The 24245-nt window shown below is 63.3% G+C and carries 24 protein-coding genes and 1 tRNA gene; 11 read left to right on the top strand and 14 right to left on the bottom strand.

The features are described from left to right. Positions 1-3: 3 nt before the first annotated feature. From AC5ZGW_RS25190 to AC5ZGW_RS25180, 3 genes are all read right to left on the bottom strand, one after another. Entirely contained in the window at positions 4-1200 is a 1197-nt protein-coding gene (locus tag AC5ZGW_RS25190; RefSeq protein WP_463327881.1) for an efflux RND transporter periplasmic adaptor subunit, read from the bottom strand. A 39-nt stretch (positions 1201-1239) separates the two neighbouring features. Beyond that, positions 1240-1797, bottom strand: a complete 558-nt coding sequence (locus AC5ZGW_RS25185) for a TetR family transcriptional regulator (protein ID WP_130225629.1) — start codon at positions 1795-1797, stop codon at positions 1240-1242. A 250-nt stretch (positions 1798-2047) separates the two neighbouring features. Then, positions 2048-2266 (bottom strand): hypothetical protein, encoded by a 219-nt coding sequence (locus AC5ZGW_RS25180; RefSeq protein WP_245474685.1) that lies wholly within the window; start codon positions 2264-2266, stop codon positions 2048-2050. Positions 2267-2281: 15 nt separating this feature from the next. Here AC5ZGW_RS25180 and AC5ZGW_RS25175 point away from each other — a divergent pair, with 15 nt between their 5' ends. Continuing rightward, positions 2282-2578 carry a hypothetical protein gene (locus AC5ZGW_RS25175; protein ID WP_245474686.1) on the top strand — a complete coding sequence of 99 codons (297 nt, stop codon included), beginning with the start codon at positions 2282-2284 and terminating at the stop codon, positions 2576-2578. Between the two features lie 225 nt (positions 2579-2803). On the opposite strand, the gene AC5ZGW_RS25170 is transcribed toward AC5ZGW_RS25175, so the two are convergent. After that, complete coding sequence (locus tag AC5ZGW_RS25170; RefSeq protein ID WP_130225632.1) at positions 2804-3760, bottom strand: helix-turn-helix transcriptional regulator; 957 nt, start codon at positions 3758-3760, stop codon at positions 2804-2806. Between the two features lie 309 nt (positions 3761-4069). On the opposite strand from AC5ZGW_RS25170, the gene AC5ZGW_RS25165 reads away from it, so the two are divergent. Continuing rightward, on the top strand, positions 4070-5764 hold the full coding sequence (locus tag AC5ZGW_RS25165) for a tetratricopeptide repeat protein (RefSeq protein WP_130225633.1): 1695 nt from the start codon (positions 4070-4072) through the stop codon (positions 5762-5764). Between the two features lie 350 nt (positions 5765-6114). Beyond that, positions 6115-6188, top strand: a tRNA-Gly gene (locus AC5ZGW_RS25160). A gap of 542 nt (positions 6189-6730) precedes the next feature. On the opposite strand, the gene AC5ZGW_RS25155 is transcribed toward AC5ZGW_RS25160, so the two are convergent. After that, complete coding sequence (locus AC5ZGW_RS25155) at positions 6731-7480, bottom strand: hypothetical protein (protein ID WP_130225634.1); 750 nt, start codon at positions 7478-7480, stop codon at positions 6731-6733. A gap of 199 nt (positions 7481-7679) precedes the next feature. On the opposite strand from AC5ZGW_RS25155, the gene AC5ZGW_RS25150 reads away from it, so the two are divergent. Further along, on the top strand, positions 7680-8081 hold the full coding sequence (locus tag AC5ZGW_RS25150; RefSeq protein ID WP_130225635.1) for a YciI family protein: 402 nt from the start codon (positions 7680-7682) through the stop codon (positions 8079-8081). Here AC5ZGW_RS25150 and AC5ZGW_RS25145 read toward each other — a convergent pair. Continuing rightward, positions 8078-9076 (bottom strand): helix-turn-helix domain-containing protein, encoded by a 999-nt coding sequence (locus tag AC5ZGW_RS25145; protein ID WP_245474687.1) that lies wholly within the window; start codon positions 9074-9076, stop codon positions 8078-8080. The two genes, AC5ZGW_RS25150 and AC5ZGW_RS25145, sit on opposite strands and share 4 nt — an antisense overlap. A 508-nt stretch (positions 9077-9584) precedes the next feature. On the opposite strand from AC5ZGW_RS25145, the gene AC5ZGW_RS25140 reads away from it, so the two are divergent. Next, on the top strand, positions 9585-9974 hold the full coding sequence (locus AC5ZGW_RS25140) for a hypothetical protein (protein ID WP_245287255.1): 390 nt from the start codon (positions 9585-9587) through the stop codon (positions 9972-9974). Between the two features lie 157 nt (positions 9975-10131). Further along, positions 10132-10500: a BA14K family protein gene (locus AC5ZGW_RS25135; RefSeq protein ID WP_028163322.1), complete on the top strand. Its 369-nt coding sequence runs from the start codon at positions 10132-10134 to the stop codon at positions 10498-10500. Positions 10501-10666: 166 nt separating this feature from the next. On the opposite strand, the gene AC5ZGW_RS25130 is transcribed toward AC5ZGW_RS25135, so the two are convergent. From AC5ZGW_RS25130 to AC5ZGW_RS25120, 3 genes are read right to left on the bottom strand one after another with little or no spacing between them, the layout of a single operon-like run. Further along, positions 10667-10891, bottom strand: a complete 225-nt coding sequence (locus AC5ZGW_RS25130) for a hypothetical protein (RefSeq protein WP_130225636.1) — start codon at positions 10889-10891, stop codon at positions 10667-10669. 11 nt (positions 10892-10902) lie between these two features. Continuing rightward, complete coding sequence (locus AC5ZGW_RS25125; RefSeq protein ID WP_130225637.1) at positions 10903-11307, bottom strand: cupin domain-containing protein; 405 nt, start codon at positions 11305-11307, stop codon at positions 10903-10905. Between the two features lie 3 nt (positions 11308-11310). Next, complete coding sequence (locus AC5ZGW_RS25120) at positions 11311-11703, bottom strand: cupin domain-containing protein (protein WP_028163320.1); 393 nt, start codon at positions 11701-11703, stop codon at positions 11311-11313. Between the two features lie 112 nt (positions 11704-11815). Here AC5ZGW_RS25120 and AC5ZGW_RS25115 point away from each other — a divergent pair, with 112 nt between their 5' ends. Further along, on the top strand, positions 11816-12436 hold the full coding sequence (locus tag AC5ZGW_RS25115) for a helix-turn-helix domain-containing protein (RefSeq protein WP_028163319.1): 621 nt from the start codon (positions 11816-11818) through the stop codon (positions 12434-12436). A gap of 10 nt (positions 12437-12446) precedes the next feature. Here AC5ZGW_RS25115 and AC5ZGW_RS25110 read toward each other — a convergent pair whose 3' ends face one another. The 5 genes from AC5ZGW_RS25110 to AC5ZGW_RS25090 form a co-directional block, all read right to left on the bottom strand. Beyond that, a complete protein-coding gene (locus tag AC5ZGW_RS25110; RefSeq protein ID WP_130225639.1) occupies positions 12447-14723 on the bottom strand; it encodes a xanthine dehydrogenase family protein molybdopterin-binding subunit in 2277 nt (758 codons plus the stop codon). Then, positions 14720-15208 carry a (2Fe-2S)-binding protein gene (locus tag AC5ZGW_RS25105; RefSeq protein WP_130225640.1) on the bottom strand — a complete coding sequence of 163 codons (489 nt, stop codon included), beginning with the start codon at positions 15206-15208 and terminating at the stop codon, positions 14720-14722. Before AC5ZGW_RS25105 ends, AC5ZGW_RS25110 begins: the two co-directional genes overlap by 4 nt. Continuing rightward, positions 15201-17516 (bottom strand): xanthine dehydrogenase family protein molybdopterin-binding subunit, encoded by a 2316-nt coding sequence (locus AC5ZGW_RS25100; RefSeq protein WP_130225641.1) that lies wholly within the window; start codon positions 17514-17516, stop codon positions 15201-15203. Before AC5ZGW_RS25100 ends, AC5ZGW_RS25105 begins: the two co-directional genes overlap by 8 nt. Further along, entirely contained in the window at positions 17513-18367 is an 855-nt protein-coding gene (locus tag AC5ZGW_RS25095; RefSeq protein ID WP_130225642.1) for an FAD binding domain-containing protein, read from the bottom strand. Before AC5ZGW_RS25095 ends, AC5ZGW_RS25100 begins: the two co-directional genes overlap by 4 nt. A gap of 166 nt (positions 18368-18533) precedes the next feature. Beyond that, the gene (locus AC5ZGW_RS25090; protein WP_130225643.1) at positions 18534-19208 is read right to left on the bottom strand and encodes a cysteine hydrolase family protein; all 675 of its coding nucleotides are present in this window, start codon (positions 19206-19208) and stop codon (positions 18534-18536) included. A 399-nt stretch (positions 19209-19607) separates the two neighbouring features. On the opposite strand from AC5ZGW_RS25090, the gene AC5ZGW_RS25085 reads away from it, so the two are divergent. Genes AC5ZGW_RS25085 through AC5ZGW_RS25070 form a run of 4 tightly spaced genes read left to right on the top strand, consistent with a single transcriptional unit; the run spans position 19608 to position 24242 of the window. After that, entirely contained in the window at positions 19608-20687 is a 1080-nt protein-coding gene (locus AC5ZGW_RS25085; RefSeq protein WP_130225644.1) for a BMP family ABC transporter substrate-binding protein, read from the top strand. Between the two features lie 16 nt (positions 20688-20703). Continuing rightward, the gene (locus AC5ZGW_RS25080; protein ID WP_130225645.1) at positions 20704-22206 is read left to right on the top strand and encodes an ABC transporter ATP-binding protein; all 1503 of its coding nucleotides are present in this window, start codon (positions 20704-20706) and stop codon (positions 22204-22206) included. 22 nt (positions 22207-22228) lie between these two features. Beyond that, positions 22229-23296 carry an ABC transporter permease gene (locus AC5ZGW_RS25075; RefSeq protein ID WP_463327882.1) on the top strand — a complete coding sequence of 356 codons (1068 nt, stop codon included), beginning with the start codon at positions 22229-22231 and terminating at the stop codon, positions 23294-23296. A 10-nt stretch (positions 23297-23306) separates the two neighbouring features. After that, the gene (locus AC5ZGW_RS25070; RefSeq protein ID WP_207231011.1) at positions 23307-24242 is read left to right on the top strand and encodes an ABC transporter permease; all 936 of its coding nucleotides are present in this window, start codon (positions 23307-23309) and stop codon (positions 24240-24242) included. The last annotated feature ends 3 nt before the right edge of the window (positions 24243-24245 follow it).

Raw genomic sequence — 24245 nt, 5'->3', positions numbered from 1 at the left:
GGATCACCTCGCCCGGCTGGTCGGCTGGTCGGCGGAGATTTCTGCTTCCCGATCGGCAGGCTTCCATGGCTCCGGGACAACCTTGCCGCCCACCCGCACCTTCTGCACGCCATCGACGACGACGCGCTCGCCTTCCTTCAGGCCGGACTCGACGATCCATTCCGAACCGAGTGCCTGTCCAAGCTCGACGTCACGCGTCTCCGCAATCCCGCCTTCCGATAGGAGGTAGACCTGCGCCCTGCCGTCGCGTGCCCGGGTCACGGCACGCTGAGGTATGGTGATGGCGCCCTCGCGAACCGCCTGCGCAATGCGCACGCGAACATACATGCCCGGTAACAGGTCGTGTTTCGGGTTCGGGAATTCGGCGCGCAGAGTGACCTGCCCGGTGGTGGAATCGACGCTGGCGCTGGCGAACAGCAATCGCCCCGCTTCCGCATAGAGGCCGCCGTCGTCGAAAACGAGTTCGACCCGAGCCTCTCCCGGCGCCGGGCTGGCGAGCTTGCCTTCCTCAACGGCGCGCTTGAGCGTGAGCAGGTCTTGCGCCGACTGCGTGAAGTCGACATAGACGGAATCCACCTGCTGGATCAGTGCCAGATTCTGCGTTCCATCGGCGGTGACGAGCGCGCCCTCGGTGACCAGGGCGCCGCCGATGATGCCGCTGATGGGCGCGCGAACCTCGGTGTAATCGAGATTGATCTTCGCCTCGGCGAGCGCGGCTTCGGCCAATGCGACGTCGGCATCGGCCTGGGCAAGGGTCGCAGTTGCCGCATCCAGGTTCACGCCGCTGGTGGCGTCGCGGTCGTGAAGGGTCTTCTGGCGCTCGAACTGCTGTTTCGCATTTTGCTGAACGGCCTTGGCGCGCCGCAGCGAGGCTTCGGCGCTCGCCACGCGCACCTGGAACAGCTTCGGATCGATGCGGTACAGGACGTCGCCTTCCTTGACCGGAGTGCCCTGCGTGAACACGCGCGCCTGAAGGATTCCGGAGACACGCGCGCGAACCTCGGAGATGCGCGTCGCAGCGATGCGGCCCGGAAGCTCGTTCACGACCGGAACGGGATGCGCCTTGAGTTCGATCACGCTGACCGCAGGCGGCGGCAGTTCCGCGCCTTGCTGCGCGGCAACCCCACCGATCGTTAGCGCAAGGAACGCCGCCGCTGCCAGATAAGTCCTCACGCGCGGCAGAGGTCTGCTGCTGTACATGTCTTGATTTCCTTGAGTGTCAGCCAGTTGTCGGCGGCATCAGCTTTCGTCGGGATAGGACGTGTAAATCGTCCTGATGCCCGCCAGGATTTCGGATCGCTCGGCTGCGTCCCACTGGTGGAAGCCGAAGAGTTCGGTGCAGTAAAAGCCGGTCAGCGCCAGGTAGGCCATCAGCGCCGCTTTCGGCCGCAGGCCCGCGGCCATCGCGCGCAGGTCGGCCAGGGTCCAGTCGCGCATCTGCTCCTGGATCTTCTCCTCGCTCGACATCGAGGCACTGATCGCGAGCGCGACCGCCTTGTCCCGATCGTCGGGAATTCGCTCGGCCACCGCGATCCGGCCGAACAGTTCGGGATGCGGCGCGCCGGCGTTCTCCGCCACGCTCGCTTCGATGCGCTCAAGCTCTACCTTGACGCGGCGGTCGATCAACGCCTCCAGCAGCGCGCTCTTGGACCTATGGTCGTAGACGACCCGCGACTTGCTGACGCCAGCTTCCTGGGCCACCGCATCGATCGAGAGCCCCGCGGCCCCGAGACGGATAACCACCCGCTCCGCGGCATCGAGGATATCGTCGGTCGTGATTTTGCGTGTCCTGGACAACTGGCGCTCCGTAACCGTTCGAGTACGAACGTTCGTGTTTTAATTCAAGTAAAGATTTGCTGATATCAGACGATTTGGCAGGTATCGGTTGTCGTGCCCGGCCTCAAAGACGGCCAACTCGCGCACAACCGATTGAAATATTTAAGTATTCTGTGTTCGCCGGGTATTCCTTGGCGCCATCCGCCGATCGGACGCCGCCCCGGGCTCGCAGGACCAGCGCGAGTTCGCGACGTCCGCGATGGGTCCGAAGTCAGCCCTTTTTCTTTTTGGCCGGCTTAGCCGCCTTGACCGGCTTTGCCGCCGGCGGCTTTTCTTCGGCGGCCTTCTTCATCGATCGCGCATAGCTGTCGGCCACATTCTCCGCCGTGATTTGCAGCCTTCTCGCCGCCGCCGCTGCCGACGCGAGCGTGTTCTTGGCGAGGTGTTTATGGCGTTCCTTGGTCTCTTTGTCCTTGGCCTTGACGGCCATTCCCATCAGACGGCCATGCTGCTTCCTGGCGGCATCAGTGATCGCCTTGGCCTGCTTCTTTGCCATCGACCGAATCAGAACGTCCAAATCCCCTGCCGCCATTTCTCTTCCCTGCGCTCAGATCTCGCGCAGCGTGATACACTGGCCTTCCTTTCCGATCAATTTACGGAGCGCACCTGGCGCACATGGATTGCCGAGCGGCCGGACTCCGAGGAAGGACAGCAGTTCAAGTGCAACCGACGACGCGCCAGGCGAAGTTGCGAAGCGGCGTCGATCGCCATTGAAAACCCCCGATGCCTGCCGCAAGCGTAGACTTTAAAAATATTTTGGTGATGAAAACCCTGATGGTCAGCAAGCGAAAAGAGCTCCCTGAACGGCCCGGCCATTCCTCTTTCGGGAATGATCCGAAAATCCAAATGCCTGCCCGCGTTTACAGAAGCGGTAACAGGCTGTCTTCTCAATGCGCGCACGCCCTCGATTTTGACCGGCAAGCGTCCCCATGACTCTGCGCGGCTGCAGCCAAGCGGCCACAGCCTCTCACTCGCAATTCGCGTGAATGCGCATGTCGCGCGGCGTCATGCCGTAGTAGTTTCGGAAGGCGCGATAAAATGTTGCAAGGCTATCGAAACCACAGGCATAGGCGACATCCGCGACGGGCCGTGACGGCGCCATTGCCAGCAGTTCGCCAGCTTTGCGCACCCGCAGGGCCGTCAGCGTGCGCGAAAATGAGAGCCCCGTCGGCTCGAACAACACATGAACCTGCCGCAGCGATATTCCGAGCTCTTGCGCGACGGCCGCGGGCGACAAGCCCGGCTGGTGGAGATTGCGGACGAGAATGTCGCGCGAGGCATAGTAGAAGCCCGAACGCAGCGCCGCGCGACACTCGGGCATTCCAGGCAAAAGACGGCCCCGCGCCAGCATGGCCAATCTTGCGACATGCGTGATCTCTGCCGACGGATCGACGACATCGCGCGGCTCCTGCGTCAACGCATGAAACAGCGCGGAGAGTGCCCTGAAGAAAGGACTCTTCTGCAACAGCGTCGCCGCGAAAAGATCATGAGCCGGCGCGCCCAGCAGAAGATCGCCACTTAAGCGGATCTTCAGCATCAGGAAGTCGAAACCGTCCGAACGCTCGGGCGTCCCCTCGAAGGGAGTGTCGGAATGGTTGATGACGATGTCGCCGTCGGCCACACGATGCCCCCGCCCCCGGCCGACATCCATCCAGCCGGCCCCGCGCGTCTGCCACGCAATGCACAGGCTGTCGGCCGGCGTGCGCGCGATATCGCCGCTGGTCCGGCTGACCCGATAGGACGAGGCATGCATCCGCGAGACGATCGCGCCTCCGATATCATCAGCGGAAAATCGCCCCTGAAAGTCGGCGCGGCGCTCGGCCGGCAGCTCGATCGTGACACCGAACAGGCCCTTTCCGCGCACCTCGCGCCAGTGATCGAAGCGATGCTCGGGATCGATGTCGTCGGTCGTAAAGCTGAGCACAGGGGTCTCGTCGTCCAAAAGGAATGAAAAACGTCGTTGTCTCAAAACGGGGCGAGATCGGTGTGCCGGTACCCGGGGGGCCCCGAACCGATCCCATACTTTTCCGGAACACCGTCTCGCCCCGCCCGCCCGCCGGCGCGCAGCCCCACGGCAACCGAAAAGGCGGGGCGCATTGGTCCCATGATGGCGGTCAGGTGTCCTGATGCGGGGCCCGTGGCATTCTGAAGTTTTTCTGATATTTTCTGAATGAGCCGCCACAGCACGGATCTTCCGACATTTCCGGCGGGTTGAAGCAGTTTCGGGGGCTGGGTGTTTCGTTTTGCCGGATTTGAGCTCGATCGGGAGCGCGCCGAGTTGCGCGGTCCGGATGGCGAGGCGATCAAGCTCAGGCCGAAAGCGCTTGAGATGCTGCAGCTATTCGCCGCCAATGCAGGCCGGGTCCTGAGCAAAGAAGAGCTGATGGAGGCGGTCTGGCCGAACGTCCATGTCGGCGAAGACAGCCTGTTCCAATGCATCCGCGAGATTCGCACCGCGCTGGGCGATGACCGGCGCCAGACGATCAAGCTCGTGTCCGGCCGCGGCTACCTGTTCGCCGCCGAGGTGTCGGTTAAACCGCCAGCACCTGCCGTTGCCGTGCAGGCAAGCGCCGAGCCAATCGCAAGCGCGGAACCCGCGAACGAGATTACAACACCGCGGCGACTATTCGGCCTACGCCGGCCGGTGGCTGCGGCCGCCGCAGCGGCCCTCTGCGTGATTGTCGGGTTTGCGGTGGCCGCTCCGACCTTCCGTCCTGATCTCATGTTCAAGCGGTCGCCGCCGACCATTGCGCTAACGCCGATCGTCGATGCGAGCAACGACCCCCGAGGGGCCGGCATGGCGGCGGCTGTAACCGACCGCCTGACCGATGGCTTGGCCAGGGTCGACAATATCCGCGTGGTCGCCCCGGGGGCCGTCGCAGTGGCAGCGGCGCCCACGTCCACGTCCTCGGCACAGTCGGACTTCGTACTGAATGGCGAACTGGAGAGAGGCCCGCAATCGTGGATCTTGCGGGCACGCATGATCCAGACCAACACCGGCGAGGTCCAGGCGGTCGCTACGGCTTCGGTCGACGCCACCGAATTGGACATGCAGTTGCAGCAATCGCGGCTCGCCGCGGGAGCAGGTCATGCGCTGGCACGGCGCCTTAACGCGCTTCTGGAATCCGGCGCCCATCCAGCCGCGACCGGCGACGCCAAAGTTGCGATCGAGCAAGCCACAGCCTCGATCAATCGAACGACACGCGAACGTTTTGCCGCCGCGCAGACCATGCTGGAAAAAGCGCTCGCCGCCGATCCCGTCAATACCGAGCTGCAGATCGCGCTGGCCGCCCTTCAGTTGCGCGGGATTCAAATGACGTGGTACGCGCCGGCCGAACGTGCGGCGGCGGAGCGCAACGCCGGATCGCTGCTGGAGCGCGCGCGGCAGACGACGCCACGTTACATTCCGGTGCTGGAAGCCTATTGCCGCTTCCTGACTGCGACCAACGAGTTCGTTGAAAGTCTGGTGGCTTGCGCGAAAGCATTGAGTTTTGATCCGTGGAACGGGCTCGTTCTCTACCACATCGGCCTGGCGCAGCTTCAATTGGGGCGCTTCGAGGACGCACTGGCAACATTCAAGCAGGCCGATCGCTTCGACACGCCGGAAGTTTCGCGCTGGACCTGGATGCTCGGGGCGGGATGGACCGCCCTGCTCATGGGCCGCAACGAGGAAGCGGTGTCCTGGCTGCAGCGGTCGATCGCCATCACGCCGGCGTCGGGACGCCCCTATATGCTGCTGGCCGTAGCCTATCAGCGCCTGGGCCAGCCGGACGAGGCAAGGACGGCGATGGCAAAGGCCATGGCGTTGAGGCCCGATTCGACGGCGCTCAACATCGGACTGCCAACTCGGAATGCCAGCCCGGCTTTTCTCGCGATGGGCGAGCAAACCATGCAGACGCTGCTCGAGCTCGGATTGCCGGAACGCTGACGAGAGCGCAAAGCGTCGTCGGTGTCTTTCCGTGGTCTGGCGCGACAATCCAGCAATAATAAAGACGCGGCGGAATCGCTTCCGCCGCGCCCGATTCTCGTGCTCGCTGGTCCAGGGCTGAGAGCGCCCCGATGCCAAGCTTTGGACTGCTTAGCGGGCGATCCCAGCGAGGTGACAGCGCTTGAGATAAGACACTGGATCACCTCCTTTCATTGTTGATGGGACACGCAATATAGGGAGCCGATCCGCGCCTGTTAAGGCCGCAAGGCGGACCGGCCGGAACCCGGCTGTTCGTAACGCCTCACGGTGGTTGAGGCAGCCCTTCCGGCGTGATAGTGGATCGTTCATATGCGGGTGTAGCTCAATGGTAGAGCAGCAGCCTTCCAAGCTGAATACGAGGGTTCGATTCCCTTCACCCGCTCCAGCGCTCAGCACCAAAAATCACGATAAAACAACGCGTTGCATGTACTTTCGCATGCGGTCAAATCCGCAGGCGGCGTAGCTATTGGGGTTTCTGCAAACGGACCCGGAGCGGAAATCCTTGGTTCGACATTTGCCGCTTTGGCATAGCGCAGCACTCCATTTGCGATCATTTTTCCGAGGATCAGCTACGGGAGTGGATAAGCTACGGAGGCAAAAAATGAAGCGATCGATTGCCTTGTCGGCATCGCTGATTGTTGGTTTCTCGGCTGCGAGCACTGGAAGCGCGAGCGCCGTAATTTACTGCCAATCCGTTGGCTATCCCGCCAATTGTGTCGTTCGGCCCGGCGTCATCGTGCCGCCAACCCGTGACCTCCGCAGAATGCCACCAGCAATCAATGCCTACCCGAGCGGCATTTTAAGGCAGGACTTGTTCGACAGGAATAACCCGAACAACCTGCGATCGGATTGGCCCAGTCCACCCGCTCAACCGGCCCAGTTCTGAAAGCAGCGCCGCAGCGCCGTCGTGGCTGTATACGGCCCAGATCAGAAGCCGACATCCTCGTTCATGTAGAAGGTGTTGAGGATGGATATCCGAGGCCGATCGGTCTTGATGGGCGGGCGGCCGTGCCAGCTCATCTTTGCCAGCGAGTGATAGGCTTTCAGGACCACGAACGCGTAGCCGAGGTTGGGCAGGAAGGGGATGGTTTTCACAGGCTCGAGGCAATAGGAGCCGACGTGAAACAGGCCCCTGAGGGAAGCCTGATAAAGCGTGGTGCCGAGCGCTTCCTGGCTGCTGTCGCCCGGGCAATAGAGCTGCATCGTTACAACCTTTTTGCGCGTGTCCGGATGCGGCTTGATCTGGTAGCCGTCCCGGTCCCAGTAGAGCACCGGCTTCGCGACCAGCTTCAAATCATCGGGGCGAGGCACCTTGTCGCCGCGAGCACGAATTTCGAGCCCGTCATGCAGTCTGTCCCGTACAGCATGCTCGACCTCCATCGAGGTCAACATGACCGATACCGCAGCCCATGCGGGTCGCAGTGACGGATCGATCTTCTCTACGTTCTCGCCATAGAGCCGCAGCGCCATGCGGGTGCCCGTGCCAGTGATCGGATCATATCCATCAGTGGGAATGCTCCGCACCAGATCCCGGTAAAAATCTGCGGGAAAGAAATCGCGGAAGACGATATGGGGGAAGGGTAAAGAGAAATGGTCCGCCGTCTCGATGCTGGCCACCGCGTGGGCGGTGAGCTCGCCGACTAGATCAGAAGGAGCTGTCTCCGCAAGTGCCACCATAAGGACACCTCAGAACACGCTTACACTTTAACTTGCTTGTTGAATTCCCGTCTTGCGGCCAAAACAAGGCGCGAGCGGCCATCGTGCACAAAAATGAAGGACGCGGCGGCTCAGAATGGGTAGCCCAACCACGACGATTTGTCGGATTCAGTCTGCCGCAAGCGTCCTTTGCCCGGCCATCTAGCAACGAGAGGTACCGATGCTCTACGCCATCCTGGCCTATCACGTCGAAACGGAGGTCATGTCCTGGACGCCGGAGGAAGATGCCGCGCTGATGGCGGACCTGCATAAGGTCCATGACCGCTTGACCAAGGAAGGCCGCCTCGGGCCGGCGGCGCGGCTCGGCGAGACCGGAAAAGCCCGCACCTTGCGCGGTCCGGGCGCCGGCGTCGTGATCGACGGCCCCTTTGCCGAGACCAAGGAGCAACTGCTTGGTTTTTACGTCGTCGACTGCACCAGCGAGGACGCCGCAATCGAAGCCGCGCGCGACCTGCGTCGGGTGAATCCAACGGCCGTGTACGAGATCCGGCCGATCACGCTCTATCTTCCGGGCACGGCCTTTCCACTGACGGAGGCCGTTGACGACAGCGAACCCTCTTAGTCGCAGACCCCTCGCGCTCGCCGGACTGTATCGGACGGATACAGGCCAAATGCGGAGCGGTACAACGCTGCAAAACGGCCCATGTGAGTAAAACCCCACTTCAGTGCAACTTCGCTTACCGGAAGCAGGTTCTCTGGTCGCGATAGCTCATCGTGGATCGCCTCAAGTCGAATTCTTCGCAAATATGCGACAGGCGTCGTGCCATGGATTCTACGAAATCCCGATTCTAGCGATCGGCTGCTAACACCAACCGTCCCAGCAATATCGGCTATCGTAAGCGGCAGATGAAGATTGGCGCGCATATACTCGATAGCCCGCCTGATGTAACGAGGGGGCGCATCCAGTGGGTAGCGGCTCAACCGGTCGATCAGCCGATGGGGGACATTTTCAAGTATGAGCTGTATCGCAGCTTCTGACAGCAGAGCGCTGGCTTTCGGAGAGCGTGCCAGGATCCCGTCATACAAGCCGGTCGTGCTGGCACGAACAAGCTGAAAAAGGATCTGCCCGGCGCCGGTAGACAAATCGACTGTTGGTGTCAAATTGAGATCTTCCAGTGCTGTGCTCCCGAACGTCGCAGACAGCGCCTTTGTAACCATACCCGTATGCAACGTTAGCGTTACACTTGAGTATCTCCCATCCACCGCTTCGACCCTCTGCTCTTGCAACGTCGGAAGCGATACGATGGCGATTTCAGAGGGTGTTCGTTGCACGTTCCTTCCTGAAATGAGCATTTCGGCCTTGCCCGCATTCAGTAAGCTTATCGCAAGCTCTCCCGATGAATTCTCGTATGAATAGCGCCAATCCCAACCAGCAGAAAGTTCCGCCCTTACGACGTCAATTCCTGCTCCAACTGCAACATCCGCATGCCAACGAAATGATTTGCCAGGCCTCGGCGAGGAGCGGGCATTGATCCCGTGAGGTTGGAGTATTTCAAGCAACTCTTGAAACGAAGATCCTGATCGCGTGGGAGGTGCGGCGAGTACATCTTCGTTCATGCAAATCCTGACCATTGGACTTTTGCTGGACGCGAACCGATCTCACCCGCCAGACCGAGTATCCATCGTTCGGGGGCGTCCGCCGGAGGCACAGACCCGCGTCACCACGCTGGCACAGCTTTGGCAAACTCAGGTCGAGGCCTCTTTCTATCAATTCTTTCTCTCAATATCCAATCGTCGAACGAAACATCCAGATCGCGCAACCGAGTCGCGAAAGATAAGATTCGATTTAATTCGTGGGGCCTCTATTCCGAAAAAGCGCCGATCCATTCCCGCAGCGCTCGTTGAAGGCGGGCTCCGCCTGCGGGTGAACGTAGCAAGCCGAGCGTCGGCGTTTGCTGCGTCGGCCAGATCGCCGATCGCTTGCAGGATCACTCCGTGCACTAGCCAAAATCCGAATGCCTCCATCCAGAATGCGAAGGCATCCATGGACTCACGGCGCGTTTGGTCTCAATCCTCCCGACTTACTCCAACAGGTTATGAAAGCATGCTTACAAGAATAACTTGCGTGTTCACGCTCATGGCTCTGTCGTCTATGCCCGCACTGGCCGATGGCTGCGCAGAGCACTTCCAGAGCACCGGCGTTCCGATGGTGACGGGCATGACCCACAAGACTTGGATGATTTTCCCATCAGTCAATCCCAGTGTCGCCCTTGACAAGGTTTCCCGGGCCGTTCTGGCAGAGGGCTTTGTCGGTGTGAACGTGGACAAAAAGCTTGGCACGCTGACCACTCAGCAAGAAACAACCGGATCCGGCCGACCACAAACGTTGCAAGTCGTCGTCCGCAAGGAAGGCAGAGGTAGCCGCGTCGATGCGGTCTTCGTCTTGCCGCCCGGACAATTGGCTCCGGGTGTCAGCAATAACCTGTGCCGCGTCGTGGACGCAGCCGGCCAATAAACACCGCCCATCTGTGAACTTAAGCTGACGCGCGAATTGTAACCGGCCGTGCGTGTACGGTCTCGCCCGGGCCGAGGCCAGGCGAGCCCGTAATCCATGTTCAGGAATCGGGAGGCAGGCGCCGGCCTGCGCCCACAGGAATGAAGCAGGAGATTCGATGCGCATCGATCACATTTTGAAAGTCGTTTTGATGGCCACCACCGGTGCCGTGGCGCTTTCAGCCTCCGCGATTTCGGCTCCGTTACCGACCGGCACGGGTCTTGCGGCCGCGGTCCCGGCATTCACCCAGAAGGTCTGGTGCCGTTACGGACAGTGCTATGACAACGGCGCCGGTGTTGGCGGACTGGTCGGCGGCCTCATCGGCGGCGCCATCGCGGCCGGTGCGGCCACTGCCGCCGCGCAGCAGGAAGCCGCCGCTGCCGCCGCCGCCCAGCAGCACGCGGCCTCTTGCGCGCAGCGCTACCGCTCCTACGATCCAGCGACGAATACGTACGTGGCAAAGGGCCGGCGGTATCCCTGCCAGTAAGTTCTTTGAGATGCAGTCGCGACTGCATCCGGTTTCGGGGCTGCGGTGTGACACCGCCGCCCCTTTTTTGTTTGCTGGGGCCTGCGATAAGAGATTGGCGGTTCGCCGGGCAGGCGGAGAGGTCTGGCCGATCGCTTCGTTCCGAGCACACGTCGACGCGATCATCTCATCCGCGCTTCTGCTCGGAAGCGACAGCAAGGAGAAACTCCGCGAGTGCCTGCTTTCCAGCCTCTTCCGCCGCGCGCTGGGACGAATATCCATCTCCGGTCACTCTGACGCCCATCGGCGCGCCTCTGCGCTTGATTTCCCAGCGCCACGCGGAGCGACATTCGTCGCTGAGGGTCACGATGTAGTATTCGCGCTGGAACACGAGGTGGCTGGTGTCGTGCAAAGGCGGCCCCGTTACGCCGATAGCGGCGGCGTCGCATCCGCCGGCAGCGCACCAACCTTTTTCAGCAGCGGAACGTCAGCCGGACAGGGACCGCCGACACTGACGACATGGCTGCCACGATCGGCTGCGACCGCATGCTTGACGCCGACGGGCACGTGGACGACGCAGCCGGCATGGAAGGGCAGCGAGATGTTATTGGTGTAGTCGTGAATCGTCCCCTCGCCTTCGAGGATGAAGATCGTGTCCTCCGACTGGGTATGGATGTGGGGGACGTTGGCCTCGCCGGGTTCGAGGCAGACATAGTTGAGATTCGCCTGCCAGGCGCCGACGCCGGGCCAGATCACGAAGCGCGCGTCCTTGGAGATCAGCGGCAGACGCAGCGTCGGATGGTCGCGATGAAACAGGCGAATGGCCATGGTCTAGCTCGCTGCGATCGTTGAGTTGGGATTGGCATCCGCCGGGCACGGCCCGCCGATCACCTTGATGCCGGCTGCGCCCGCCTCGATACGATAGCGATCGCCGGCATCGATATGGACCATGTGCCCTTCGGCCACCTCATACCGCGAGCCGCCGGCCGTATCGACGATCGCGCCCTCGCCCGCGATCACGTAGTACACGCAGTCGGACGCATGGCGGAGGTCGATGGTGCGCGCATTCTGCTGCAGCGATACCAGCTGAAAACTGCGGAACGCGGCGCCATTATGCGGCGACAGCACAACCTTCGCGTTGCCCTCGCCCTCCACGATCGGTATTTCTGGACATCCGGCGGCGCTGTCGATGACTCGAACCTGGGAAAACCTGAGATTGGCCATCGCCGCCTATTTTTTGATCCAAACTAAAGTGTTTTTAGTATATTCAAAATCACAAGACACGCAACGTCTTCTTTGCGAAGACCAGGACGAACGGCGCCGGGAGCGTCAGCACATGAGCCAATCCGAGACCGACACGAATGCCGATCTTGCCCATCTGTCGGAGGAAATCGCCGAAACCACCGCGAACACGCTTGCGGCGATCGGCGTGCGCATCCGCGAATTGCGGCAGGCGCGCGGACTGACGCTGCAGGAGCTCGCCGACGTCTCCGGCCTCAGCACCTCCATGCTCAGCCTGGTCGAGCGCGGACGCGCCTCGCCCTCGATCGGATCGCTGATCGTGATCGCGAGCGCGCTCGGCGTCACGATGTCGGATCTGCTCGTCAGCGGCAGCCTTGCCGAGGAGAAGATCGTGGTGCGCGCGTCCGAGGCGCGCGTGGTCGAGACCGCGCAGCATGTCGTGCGGCGGCTGATGCGGGAAGACCGCAGCCGCGGGGTCTCCGTCGCCGTCAACGAATATGCCCCGCATACCGGCAGCGCCGAGCATCCGATCACCCATGACGGATTCGAATATGGCTTCGTGCTGCAGGGAGAATTGACCGTCGAGGTCGACGGCATCAAGCACGTGCTGCGGCAGGGCGATCTCATCGCCTATAGCTCGCGCCGCAAGCACAAGCTCTGGAACCACGGCAAGACCAAGGTCCGCACGCTCTGGTTCAATCTCGATCGCGATTGAGGCCCCCTTATCATCGGCCTCCGCGCAGGATGGCGTGCAGGCGGCCGGGCGTGATCGGAAGCTGCGCGACTGCGCCGGGCTTTTGAATCGCAGCGTCGATGGCCCCCGCGAGTGCAGCGCCGGCCGCGTTGATGCCGCCCTCGCCCGCGCCCTTGACGCCGAGCGGGTTGAGCGGCGACGGCGCATCCTCGCGCAGGAGCACTTCGACCTCCGGCACCTCGTGACAGGTCGGCATCAGATAATCGGCGAAGCTCGCCGCCAGCGGCTGGCCGTTCTCGTCATAAACGAACTCTTCCAGGAACGCGCCGCCGACGCCCTGCGCCACGCCGCCCACGATCTGCCCCTCGATCAGCATCGGATTGACGGCGCGCCCGACGTCGTAGGCGACGACATAGCGCTCGATGGTGACGGCACAAGTTGCGGGATCGACACGTACCTGTGCGGCGTGGATGCCATATGGATAGGTCATATGCGAGGAGGCGAAACGCCCCTCTCCCGTCAAGCCGCCCGTCTCTTCGAGATGCGCGGCAACATCGCCAAGCGACAGTGAGGCGCTGCCGTTGACGGTTTCGATCATGCCGTTCGACAGACGCAGTGCCTCCGGCGTGGCCTGCAACAGCCTTGCCGCTACTTCCAGCGCGGTAGCGCGCAGTGCTTCGGCGGCGATCTTCACGGCCGAGCCCGCCATGACGGTGACGCGCGAGGCAAAGGCGCCGAAGCCGATTTCGATCCGGTCGGTCTGGCCATGGATCACGCGGATGCGCTCGATCGGCACCTGCAGCGTCGCAGCGCAAATCTGCGCCAGCGCAGTCTCGACACCCTGCCCGACCGAGGCAACGCCGGTGACGATCTCGATATCGCCGCGCAGGTCGACCCTCATCCGCACCAGATCCTGCGGACCGAGACCGCTCTTCTCGACGAAATAGCCGAGGCCCAGGCCGACCAACTCGCCGCGGCTCCGACGCTCCGTGAGCTGTTGCTGCAGCCGGTCATAATCGAGATGCGCCAGCACGCGCTCGAGCAGATCAGCGTACTTGCCGGAGTCGTAGACGACCCTGGTTCCGAGCGTCTCGAAGCCGCGATCGAACGGCATCGCGGCCTCGCTGATCAGGTTCACGCGGCGCACTTCGACCGGCGAAAGCCCCAACTCGATGGCGATCGCGTCGATCAGCCGCTCGCACGCGAACGTCGATTCGTAGCGGCCGGGCGCGCGATAGGTGCCGGCCGGCGTCTTGTTGGTGAGCCGGATATGGCCCGCGACATCATAGGCGGGAATGACGTAGGGACCCGGCAGCAGACCGGCCGAGAGATCGGTGACGGTGGTGCCGTGGGTGCGCACATAGGCGCCCTGGTCGGTGAAGAAATCCGCCTTCAGGCCAAGGATGAATCCGCGCGAGTCGACAGCGGCCTTGAGCCGATAGACCTGGTCGCGCGAATGGTTGGCCGCGAGCAGATGCTCCCTGCGATCCTCGATCCATTTCACCGGCCGCTTCAGCCGCAGCGCCGCGGCGCAGACCAGCACGTCCTCGGGATAGAGCTCGCCGCGGATGCCAAAGCCACCGCCGACATGGCCTTCGCTGAGCTCAAGCCGCCCCGCCGCAAGGCCGAGCATCCTGCTGATGGCGTCGCGGTTGTAGTGCGGCACCTTGGCGGCGCCGTAGAGCCGCAACGTATCCTTCTCTGTGTCGTAGACACACAACCCGCCGCGGGTCTCCATCGGCACACCGGTGTGGCGCCCGATCTTCACCTCCAGTTCGACGACTATGTGCGCGCCGGCAAAGGCCGCGTCGAGATCACCATAGCCGCGGCGGATCACCGCCGGCTCGGACATCAATCCGGGGTGAACATCGGGCATGAACGCCACGGGCTCGGCAGTGGCATCGAGCTGCGGCTCCAGTTCCTCGATATCGCAAAACACCAGATCGGCCGCATCCTCGGCGACATAGGGATCGACAGCAACGACCACGGCCACGGGCTCGCCGACATAACGCACATAGTCGCGCGCCAGCACGAATTGCCGGTAGGGCGCGAGCCGCTCCAGCCCCATCTGGCGGAAATCGATCGGCGGCAGGTGGTCGAGGTCGACGATGGTCCAGATCGCGACGACGCCCTCGAGCGCAGTGGCCTCTTCGGTCTCGACGCCGAGAATGCGGCCGAAAGCGACCGGCGAGCGCACCACGCGCATGTGAAGCTGGCTGGGCCAGTTGCAGTCGGCGGCGAACGCGCCCTGGCCCATCAGCAGCGGACGGTCCTCGATCCGCCGGAGCGAGCGGCCAACAAAGCTCATGCCCGCGTTCTCGCCCGCATTTCGCGCGCGGCCAGCCGCACCGCCTTGACGATGTTCTGATAGCCGGTGCAGCGGCAAAGATTCGATGACAGCACGTCCTTGATGTCGTCGTCGGACATATCCGGATTTTCCTGCAGCGCGCCGGCGGCGAGCATCAGGAAACCCGGGGTGCAGAAGCCGCATTGCAAACCGTGATTTTCCCAGAACGCCTGCTGCAGCGGATGCAGCGTCTCGCCGTCGGCCAGTCCCTCGACGGTCTGCACCGTCTTGCCCTCGGCCTGCACGCCGAACATCAGGCAGGAGCGGACCGGCTTGTCGTTCACCAGCACGGTGCAGGCACCGCAGACGCCGTGCTCGCAGCCGAGATGCGTGCCCGTCAATCCGCAATCGTCACGCAGGACGTCGGCAAGGCTCCGTCGCGGCTCGATCGATACCGCGTAAGTCTTGCCGTTCACGGCAAGGGTGATGTCGCGCTTGTCAGGCATAGCTCGCAACTCCAGCCTGGCGCAGCGCCTCGCGGACGCGCTGCGGGGTTGCAGGCAGTTCGAACAGTTCGATGCCGAAAGGCGCCAGCGCGTCGCAGATCGCGTTGACGATCGCCGCCGGCGCGCCGATCGCCCCGCCCTCGCCGACGCCCTTCGCCTTGGTCACGCTCTCGGGCGAGACGGTTTCCATGTGCATGATCTCGATCTCCGGAATCTCCGCCGCGGTCGGCGGCAGATAATCGGCAAAGGACGCGGTCAGGAGATTGCCGGTGTCGTCGTAGACGATCTCCTCGAACAGCGCATTCGCAATCCCCTGCGCGACGCCTCCGGTGATCTGGCCGTCGACGATCATCGGATTGATCAGGACGCCGGCGTCCTCGGCGACGAGAAAGCGCTCGATGCTGACGCCGCCGGTCTCGATGTCGACCTCGACAAAAGCGATGTGGCAGGCATTGGAGAATGTGCCGCCGGGATCGTAGACCGCGCTCTCATGCAGTCCGGGCAATAGCCCCTTGAAGCGATGGCTCTGGTGATAGGCAGCCCGCGCCAGCGCACCGATCTCCATGGCCTGGTTGGAATGGCTGACCCGTGCCCAACCGTCTTTCAACTCGATGTTGTCCGGTGACGTTTCCATCAGCGTTGCCGCGATCGTCTTGAGCTTCACCGCAACCTTCCCCGCCGCGAGCTTCGATGCGCCGCCGGCGATCACCATCGAACGGCTGGCGAAGGTGCCCCAGCCATAGGGCGTCGCGTCGGTATCGCCCGAGATGATCCGGATGCGCTGCGGCTCGATGCCGAGCTCGTCGGACACCAGTTGCGCGAGGCTGGTCTTCAGGCCCTGACCATGCGGCGACGAGCCGATGCGCAGTACGACATCGCCGGAAGGGTCCATGCTGCAATCGACGATCTCATAGCCGGGCACGATCTCCATGCCCCGCGCGGCATAAGCCGGCGTGCCGTAGCCGGTGCGTTCGCTGAACACGGAAAGGCCGACGCCGAGATAGCGTCCGCGCTCGCGCATCGCGGCCTGCCGTTCGCGGAACGCCGGCAGGTCGGCAGCATCGAGCGCCACCTCCATCGCCTGCAGATAGCTTCCTTCATCATAGACAAGGCCGGTCGGCGAGCGATGCGGGAACGTCTTGATCAGGTTGCGGCGGCGGATCTCGGCGGCATCGATGCCGAGCCGTTTCGCTGCGACATCCATCATCCGCTCCATGGAGAAGGTCAGCGTCGGCCGCGACACGCCGCGATACGGCGCCATCATGCAGGTGTTGGTGGTCACGCCGCGCGAGCGGACGCCGTATTCGGCGAAATCATATGGGCCCGGCAGTTCGGCAAAAGCCATCAATGGCTCGACGCCGCAGGTCACGGGATAGCAGGAGAACGCGCCGATGTTGGAACGCAAATCCGCATCCAGCCCAAGCAGCCTGCCGTCCCCGGCAAAGGCCCCGCGCAGGCTGAAGGCCTGATCGCGGCCATGGGCGGAGGCGAGCAGGTTTTCGCGGCGATCTTCGATCCAGGCGACGCTCCGCTTTAGCTTTCGCGCCAGCCACACCAGCACGACATATTCGGGGAATAGCGACATCTTCTGCCCGAAGCCGCCGCCGACATCTGGCGCGATCACGCGCAAATCCGACTCTGGCATGCCGAGCGTGTCGGCGATGCCGGTTCTGAGCATATGCGGCATCTGCACCGACGCGGTTAGCGTGACGCGTCCCGACGCGGCATCATATTCGGCGAGCCCGCCACGGTTCTCCATTGGCGCCGCCGATTGCCGGTGCGAGCGCACGTCCAGCGTGACGATCTCGGCGGCATCCGCAAAGGCCTTATCGAGTCCTTGCGTCCTCATGCGCCCTTCGACCAGCACATTGGATGCAGCTTCGGGATGCACCGGCGTTGCATCGGGGGCCAGCGCGGCCTCGAAATCGATGATCGCATCCGCGACGTCGATATCGACGAACACCTGCTCGGCGATATCTTCCGCTAGCGCCGGATCGTCGGCGACGACGACCGCGATCGCCTGCCCGCAGAAGCTGACGCGATCGACCGGCAGTATGGGCTGGCCGATCGCGACGTAATCGGGCCGATGCAGAATGGGGCGGATCGGCTTCACGTCGGCAAGGTCCCGCCCGGTGAAGATGATTCCATCCGATGGAATCTCAATATCGACGATCGTCCCGCGCGCCACCGGACTGCGCACGAAGCAGACGGCAGCCGCCTTGCTCGCACGATCGGCCACATAGCTGCCGCCGCCTTTCAATAGCGCCGGATCTTCCAGCCGTGGCAGCCGTCGGCCGATCCAGTTCATGCCAGCGCCTCGGTCAATGCGCGCTTGACAGAAGCGGCGATCAGATCGCGCCGATATTCGGGAGACGCATGAATGTCTCCGCTCGGCTCGATCATGCCGCGCGCCTCGCGGGCGATACTGTCGATGACATCAGAGGACGCGGACTTCCCGACAAGCTGATCTTCCAGCGCCCCAAGGCGGATCGCGCGATCGGCGACACCGCCGACGCCTAGCCGGGCCTCCCGGATCGTACTGCCTTCAACCCTGGCCGCCGCCACCGCCATCCCGAGCGCAAAGTCGCCGGCCCGTCGCGAGAACTCGTAGAAGCCCACGCGCCAATCCGGCGTCATGATTGGAAGGCGGATTTCGGTCAGGATTTCGTCGGGTTCGAGCGCGGTCGTGAACGTGCCGTGGAAGAAATCGCTTGCGGCAATCCCCCGTTCGCCGCGCGCGCTCCTTGCGACCATCTCGGCGCGAAGGGTCGTGGCGACCAGGCACCATTCCGAGGCGGGATCGGCGTGCGACAGGCTTCCCGCAAAGGTGCCGCGCTGGCGGATCGGATAATGCGCGATGTGACGCACGACCTTTGCCAGGAGCGCGCCGAGCGGCCCCTCGACCACCGGCCGATGGAACGCGGCGTGCCGCGTCAGCGCACCGATCTTCAACTGACCGGCGTCCGCGCGCAGGTGATCCAATTCGTCGAGGTCGTTGATATCGATGAGGATAGCGGGCCGCGCCAGGCGGAAATTCATCGCCGGAACCAGGCTCTGGCCGCCGGCCAGGATCTTGCAATCGTCCTTATGTGTCGCGAGCAGCGCAAGCGCTTCGCCGAGACTTGCCGGCCTGAGATAGTCGAACGCTGCAGCCTTCACATTTCAACCTTGCTCAATTTTATTTAGTCTGATTAACATGCCCCCATTGCGGTGTCTACTGTTCGGGACGGTTGTCTGCATGGGTTGGTCCAGGGCCGAGGGGCAAAAGCGCAGAGCGGCCGGCGGCCGCGCTTTCGCTTCTCCCGATGCGCCGGGTGGTTTCAACTCAACGGGCGCGCCATTCCGCAAGCAGGTCGGCGGCGTCAGTGACGACGCCAAGATGCAACGACACCATCTTCAGCGCGGCGTCTTCCATCTCCTCGTTGGTACCGCGCACGAGATCGCGCAGCACGACAACGCGATAGCTGAGATTGCTGGCGTCGAACGCTGCGTTGAGGATGCAACAATCTGTCATGCCCCCGTCGAGCACCACGGTGCGGACGTTCATCTGCCGCAGCAGGAAATCAAGATCGGTGGCGAAGAACGGCGACAGCCGTTTCTTGCCGGCGACGACGAGGTCTTGCGGCTCCACATGGGTGACGAATTCAGTCCAGCGCGAGCCTTCGATCGCGTGCGCATCGGAGTTGGGGATCGCGCCGACATAGAGCGGAAAGGTGCGCCGCCATGCCGACGGAATGCCGGCGATGTCGTCGACCCCGCCCTTGCGCAGCACCGACTTGACGTGGATCACCGGCACGCCGATCGCGCGCGCGGCGGCATGGAACTGATCGATCGGCACCACGATCTCTCGCGCGCGCGGCGCGGGACAAGGACAATCCGGCGTATCGGCGAGATGTCCCTGGTGCATGTCGACGGAGATGATCGCGGTCCGCGAGGCCTGCGTGAAATCCTCGAACCCCTGCGGCAGCTCGCGCTTCGCACCGTACACATAAGCCTTCATCATTTCTCCTATCGCCGAAGCAGTTTTCCGTTCCGCGCCAACGCACGCATCGATCACAGCGCATCGGCGCTCGCCAAGCAATATTCAAGCCGCGACGAGGCGCTCGCGCAAACGCGCCAACATCAATCACACACCAATTTTCGGTTGCGCCTTGCGCGTGACCAGATGCCGCCGGGCAACACACTGGAATGTGCGGGCCGAAAGCAAGCTCGCTTCGCTCATTCCTGCGCGCGACGGCACGCGGTCGCGCGGCGAAGAGAATGCAAGGGGGACTGCCCATCGATTGGCTCGACGGTGACTAAACAATTGGCGTGCTATTTTTTCCAACAATGCGAAGATTTTTTCGGAACCCGTCCTGAACGGTCGACAAATTTTCGCACATCGAGAGGATTTTGCGTGATGCGCTGGACTACAATCCCTGTTCTTGCCGCTGCCCTGACAGGCGGCGCGGCAGCCGCCTATGCCGCCGGGTTCACACTCCCGGCGCCGGCCAAGATTGCGTTCCTCTATTTCGCCGAGAAGAGCGATGGCGGCTGGACGCAAGCCTATGACGAGGCGCGCCCGAAGATCGAGAAGGACGTCGGCATGCAGATTCCCTTCGTCGAAAATGTGCCTGAAGTTGCAGGACAGATCACGCCGGCTGCGGAGCGTTTCATCCAGCGCGGCTACAATGTGATCATCGGCACCGCGTTCGGCTATTCCGACACCTTCAAGGAGCTGTCGCAGAAATATCCGAAAGTCGCGTTCCTCAACGGCTCCGGCACCACCAACGGCCCGAACCTCGAGTCCTTCTACGGCCGCACCTATGAGAGCCAGTATCTTTGCGGCATGATCGCGGGTGCGATGTCGAAGTCCGGCAAGCTCGGATTCGTCGCTGCGCATCCGATCGGCCCGGTGAACTGGACCATCAATGCCTATGAATTAGGCGCGCAGAAGATGAATCCGAAGGCCACTGTGACCGTGGTCTTCACCGGCGCCTGGAACGATCCGGTCAAGGAACGCGCCGCGGCGCAGGCGATGGCCGACCAGGGCATCGACGTGATCGGCCAGCACGTCGACACCCCGACGCCGCAGATCGTCGCGCAAGAGCGCGGCATCTACGGCACCGGCCATCACCGCGATCTCCGCGAGTTCGCGCCGAAGGCAACGCTGTGCTCCTCGGCCTGGACCTGGGAAAAATTCCTCGGGCCCGAACTGAAGAAGATCGCGGCGGGCAATTGGGAGCCCAATCCCTACGGCGCCTTCCCCGGCATCAAGGATGGCGGCACCGACATCGCCTGCTGCAACAGCGTTGTGCCGAAGGACGTCGTCGACAAGGTGATGGCCGAGCGCGACGCCATCATCGCCGGCAAGCAGATCTTCGCCGGTCCGATCAAGGACACGGCCGGCACCGTCCGCGTCGCCGAGGGCAAGTCGCTCGACGATGCCGGCTTCTGGAAGATGGACTGGTTCGTCCCTGGTGTCATCACTCAGAAATAGGCGAGCATAGCTTCTGATGAATGCGGCCCTGCAACTTGCCGGGATCAGGAAATCCTTTGACGGGGCTCTGGCTCTCGATGGCGCGTCCTTCGAGAGCCGCTCCGGCGAGGTCCATGCCCTGCTCGGCGAAAACGGCGCCGGCAAATCGTCGCTGATGAACGTCGCCGCCGGTCTCTACGCGCCGGATGCTGGATCGATCTCCATCAATGGTGCACCGATCTCGCTGAGCGGACCCGCTTCGGCCCGCTCTCACGGGATCGGCATGGTGCACCAACACTTCAAGCTGGTCAGACCTTTCACCGTGGCCGAGAACGTGCTGCTCGCCAATCCGAAGGCCCATTTTGCTTCCGGCCTGCGCGACATCCGCGACGCCATCAAGAAGCAGGTCGATGCGCTCAAATTCTCCATCGATCCCGATCGCCGCATCGACACCATGACGGTGGCCGAGCAGCAGCAGGCCGAGATCGTCAAGGTGCTGGTCGGCGGCGCCAGGATCCTGATCCTCGACGAGCCGACCGCGGTGCTGACCGACGCCGAAGCTATCGGCCTGCTCGAGATCGTGCAGCGGCTGGCCCGATCCGGCACCGCGGTCGTGCTGGTGACGCACAAGCTGCAGGACGTGAAGCGCTACGCCGATGTCGTGACCATCATGCGCGGCGGCAAGACAGTCGCGACCCTCGATCCGCGCCATTCGACCGCGGAAGAATTGACCGAGCTCACGGTGGGCCAGACCTCGGCGCTCCCGGAGCGAACGCCGCACCAGGGTGGTCCGACCCGGCTCAATGTCGGCGCCCTCACCTATACGCGCGCCGACGGCCGCACCATGCTGAACAACACGAGCTTCTATGTCCGCGCCGGCGAGATCTACGGCATCGCCGGCGTCAGCGGCAACGGCCAGGCCGAGCTTGCGGAAGCGCTGATCGGCGCGATCGAGCCCTCCTTGGGCGAGATCTGGGTCGATGGCGCCGGCGACATCAGTCGTGCCGGCCAGGCCAAGCGGCGCGAAGCTGCGATCGCCGTGATCCCCGCCGACCGCTATGCCTATGCGCTCGCCGGCAGCCTGCCGATCCAGGACAATCTCGCGGTGGCGCAGATCCGCTCCGGGCGCTACGGCAGCGTTGTCAGGCTCGATCGTGCCGCGATGCGCCGCGACGCCATCGCGGCGGTGAAGGACTACGATGTGCAGGGCGTGCGCAGCGTCAAGCAGAAGGCCTCGCTGCTGTCCGGCGGAAATGCGCAGAAGCTCGTTATCGCCCGCGAATTCAGCCGCGAGCCTGATGTCGTGGTCGCGCACAGCCCGAGCCGCGGGCTCGATGCGCGCGCCTGTGCCGCTGTGCACCAGCGCCTGATCGCGGCGCGCGAACGCGGCGCCGCCATCGTGCTGATCAGTGAGGACCTCGACGAGATATTAAGCCTCTCCGACCGCATCGGAGTGATGACCCGCGGCGCGATCGTCGCCGAATTCGAACGCCCTGCGGACCGCCAGGCGATTGGCCGGGCCATGGTCGACCATGCATGACATCTTGCGCCGAGCCGAACCATTGACCCCCGCACCCCCGCGCGGCCTCGGCCGCCTCACGCTCGACGTGCGCCAGAACCTGCCGGCATGGAAACAGGCGGTGTTCGTCGGATCATCGCTGATCCTCGGCCTCGCGATCTCGGTCGCGATCCTCGCGGTGGCCGGCATCCCGCCGCTGACGCTCGCGAGCGAACTTGCCGGCGTGCTCACGGCGGAGAACCTGCGCGGCGTCCTGATCCAGGCTGCGCCGCTGATCCTGGTCGGCTTAGGGGCCAGCCTCGCCTTCCGCATCGGCTTCTGGAATCTCGGCATTGAAGGCCAGATGATCTTCGGCGGCATCTTTGCCGCCGCGATCTCGATCTATGACATCGGCCCGCCGGCCACGCGGCTGATCCTGATGGGAATGGCTGCAGCGCTCGGCGGCGCGCTCTGGGTGCTGCTGGTCGTGTTCCTCAAGCTGCGCTTCCGGGTCAACGAGATCATCGCGACGCTGCTGCTCAATTACGTGGCGATATATTTCCTGTTCCACCTGCTCTACGGCGCCTGGCAGGACTCCAAAACCGCGTTTCCACAATCGACCCCGTTCCGTCCCTTCGAGCGGCTGACCGATATCGGTTATGGCGTCAACAGCGGATTATTGATCGCGATCGCGGGCGTGCTCGCGGCCGGCTGGATGATCCATCTCAGCCGCATCGGCTTCTACACCCGCTTCATCAGCGCCAATCCGAAAATGGCGAAAGTCGTCGGCGTTCCCGTACAGACGGCGACGATCTGGATCATCGCGATCTCCGGCGCCTGCTCAGGTCTTGCCGGCTTCGTCAATGTCGCCAGCCAGGAAGGCCGGCTCACGCAATCCTTCGCCAACGGCTACGTGTTCTCCGGCGTGCTGATCGCGTTCCTCTCGCGCAACGATCCGATCGTGGTCGCTGTCGTTGGCTTCCTGATCGCGGTGCTCTTCATCACCGGCCAGACGCTGCAGGTATTCTACCAGATCCCCTTCACCATGGTGCAGATGATCGAGGCGATCATCGTCATGGCGGTCGCGTCGTCGGAATTCCTGATCCGCCACCGCATCCGCTGGATACGTTGAGAGGACCACTGTGATTGATTTCCTCATCAACTGGCTGGCCAACGCTCCCGTCACGGCGGTCCCCTACGCGCTTGCGGCGCTCGGCCTGATCATCGCCGAGCGTTCCGGCGTATTGAACCTCACCGCGGAGGGCTTGATGCTGGTCGGCGCGCTCGCCGGCGCCGGCACCTGCCTCATGCTCGGCGGCTATCCGGCGGTGGCGCTGGTTGCCGCGATGGTGGCGGCGAGCGTGGTCTCGCTGCTGTTCGCGGTGCTGGTGGTGGTGCTGCGCATCAACCAGGTGATCGCGGGCCTGTCAGTCGTGTTCTTCTGCCAGGGCTTTACAGGCCTCGTCGGCACGCTGGCGAAATGGCAGAACAAGCAACTGACGGGGCTGGCTCCGCTGAAGATCTGGCCGCTCTCGGAAATCCCCGGCATCGGGCGGATATTGTTCCAGCAGGATCCGATCGTCTATCTCACCATCCTCATCTTCTTCGCCGTCAACTTCCTCTTGTTCCGTACCATGCTGGGCTTGCGGATTCGTTCCGTCGGCGAGAACCCGGGCGCTGCAGACGCCGCCGGCGTCAACGTCACGCTGCATCGGATCTTTGCGATCGTCGCCGGCTCCTCACTGATTGGCCTCGCCGGCGGCTACATCTCGGTCGTCAGCGTCAAGCTGTGGGTGACCGGGATGACCGGCGGCCGCGGCTGGATCGCGGTGGCGCTGGTCGTGTTCGCGCGCTGGGCGCCGTGGCCCGCGCTCGCAGGCGCGCTTCTGTTCGGCTGCATCGAGGCGCTGATCCCGCAGATCGCGGCGGCTGGCATCCGCGTGCCGCAATATCTGATGCTGATGACGCCATATCTTGCGACCATCGCCGTCATGATCTGGGTCGGCACCAAGGATTCCGGCATCACGCAGGAGCCCGGCGCGCTGGGCCAGCCGCATGTGCGCGAGGAGCGGCGGTAGCCG

The sequence above is a fragment of the Bradyrhizobium sp. Crot121 genome, assembly GCF_059512385.1.
This window is presented reverse-complemented; position numbering and strand designations above follow the sequence as displayed.

Coding starts and splice junctions, on each gene's coding strand:
- AC5ZGW_RS25100 (WP_130225641.1), bottom strand. CDS start 17,516: ATGAACTGGATCGGCCGACGGCTGCCACGGCTGGAAGATCCGGCGCTA.
- AC5ZGW_RS25125 (WP_130225637.1), bottom strand. CDS start 11,307: ATGGCCATTCGCCTGTTTCATCGCGACCATCCGACGCTGCGTCTGCCG.
- AC5ZGW_RS25110 (WP_130225639.1), bottom strand. CDS start 14,723: ATGAGCTTTGTTGGCCGCTCGCTCCGGCGGATCGAGGACCGTCCGCTG.
- AC5ZGW_RS25150 (WP_130225635.1), top strand. CDS start 7,680: ATGCTCTACGCCATCCTGGCCTATCACGTCGAAACGGAGGTCATGTCC.
- AC5ZGW_RS25190 (WP_463327881.1), bottom strand. CDS start 1,200: ATGTACAGCAGCAGACCTCTGCCGCGCGTGAGGACTTATCTGGCAGCG.
- AC5ZGW_RS25135 (WP_028163322.1), top strand. CDS start 10,132: ATGCGCATCGATCACATTTTGAAAGTCGTTTTGATGGCCACCACCGGT.
- AC5ZGW_RS25175 (WP_245474686.1), top strand. CDS start 2,282: ATGCTGCTTCCTGGCGGCATCAGTGATCGCCTTGGCCTGCTTCTTTGC.
- AC5ZGW_RS25155 (WP_130225634.1), bottom strand. CDS start 7,480: ATGGTGGCACTTGCGGAGACAGCTCCTTCTGATCTAGTCGGCGAGCTC.
- AC5ZGW_RS25090 (WP_130225643.1), bottom strand. CDS start 19,208: ATGAAGGCTTATGTGTACGGTGCGAAGCGCGAGCTGCCGCAGGGGTTC.
- AC5ZGW_RS25115 (WP_028163319.1), top strand. CDS start 11,816: ATGAGCCAATCCGAGACCGACACGAATGCCGATCTTGCCCATCTGTCG.
- AC5ZGW_RS25085 (WP_130225644.1), top strand. CDS start 19,608: ATGCGCTGGACTACAATCCCTGTTCTTGCCGCTGCCCTGACAGGCGGC.
- AC5ZGW_RS25180 (WP_245474685.1), bottom strand. CDS start 2,266: ATGGCCGTCAAGGCCAAGGACAAAGAGACCAAGGAACGCCATAAACAC.
- AC5ZGW_RS25105 (WP_130225640.1), bottom strand. CDS start 15,208: ATGCCTGACAAGCGCGACATCACCCTTGCCGTGAACGGCAAGACTTAC.
- AC5ZGW_RS25145 (WP_245474687.1), bottom strand. CDS start 9,076: ATGAACGAAGATGTACTCGCCGCACCTCCCACGCGATCAGGATCTTCG.
- AC5ZGW_RS25120 (WP_028163320.1), bottom strand. CDS start 11,703: ATGGCCAATCTCAGGTTTTCCCAGGTTCGAGTCATCGACAGCGCCGCC.
- AC5ZGW_RS25080 (WP_130225645.1), top strand. CDS start 20,704: ATGAATGCGGCCCTGCAACTTGCCGGGATCAGGAAATCCTTTGACGGG.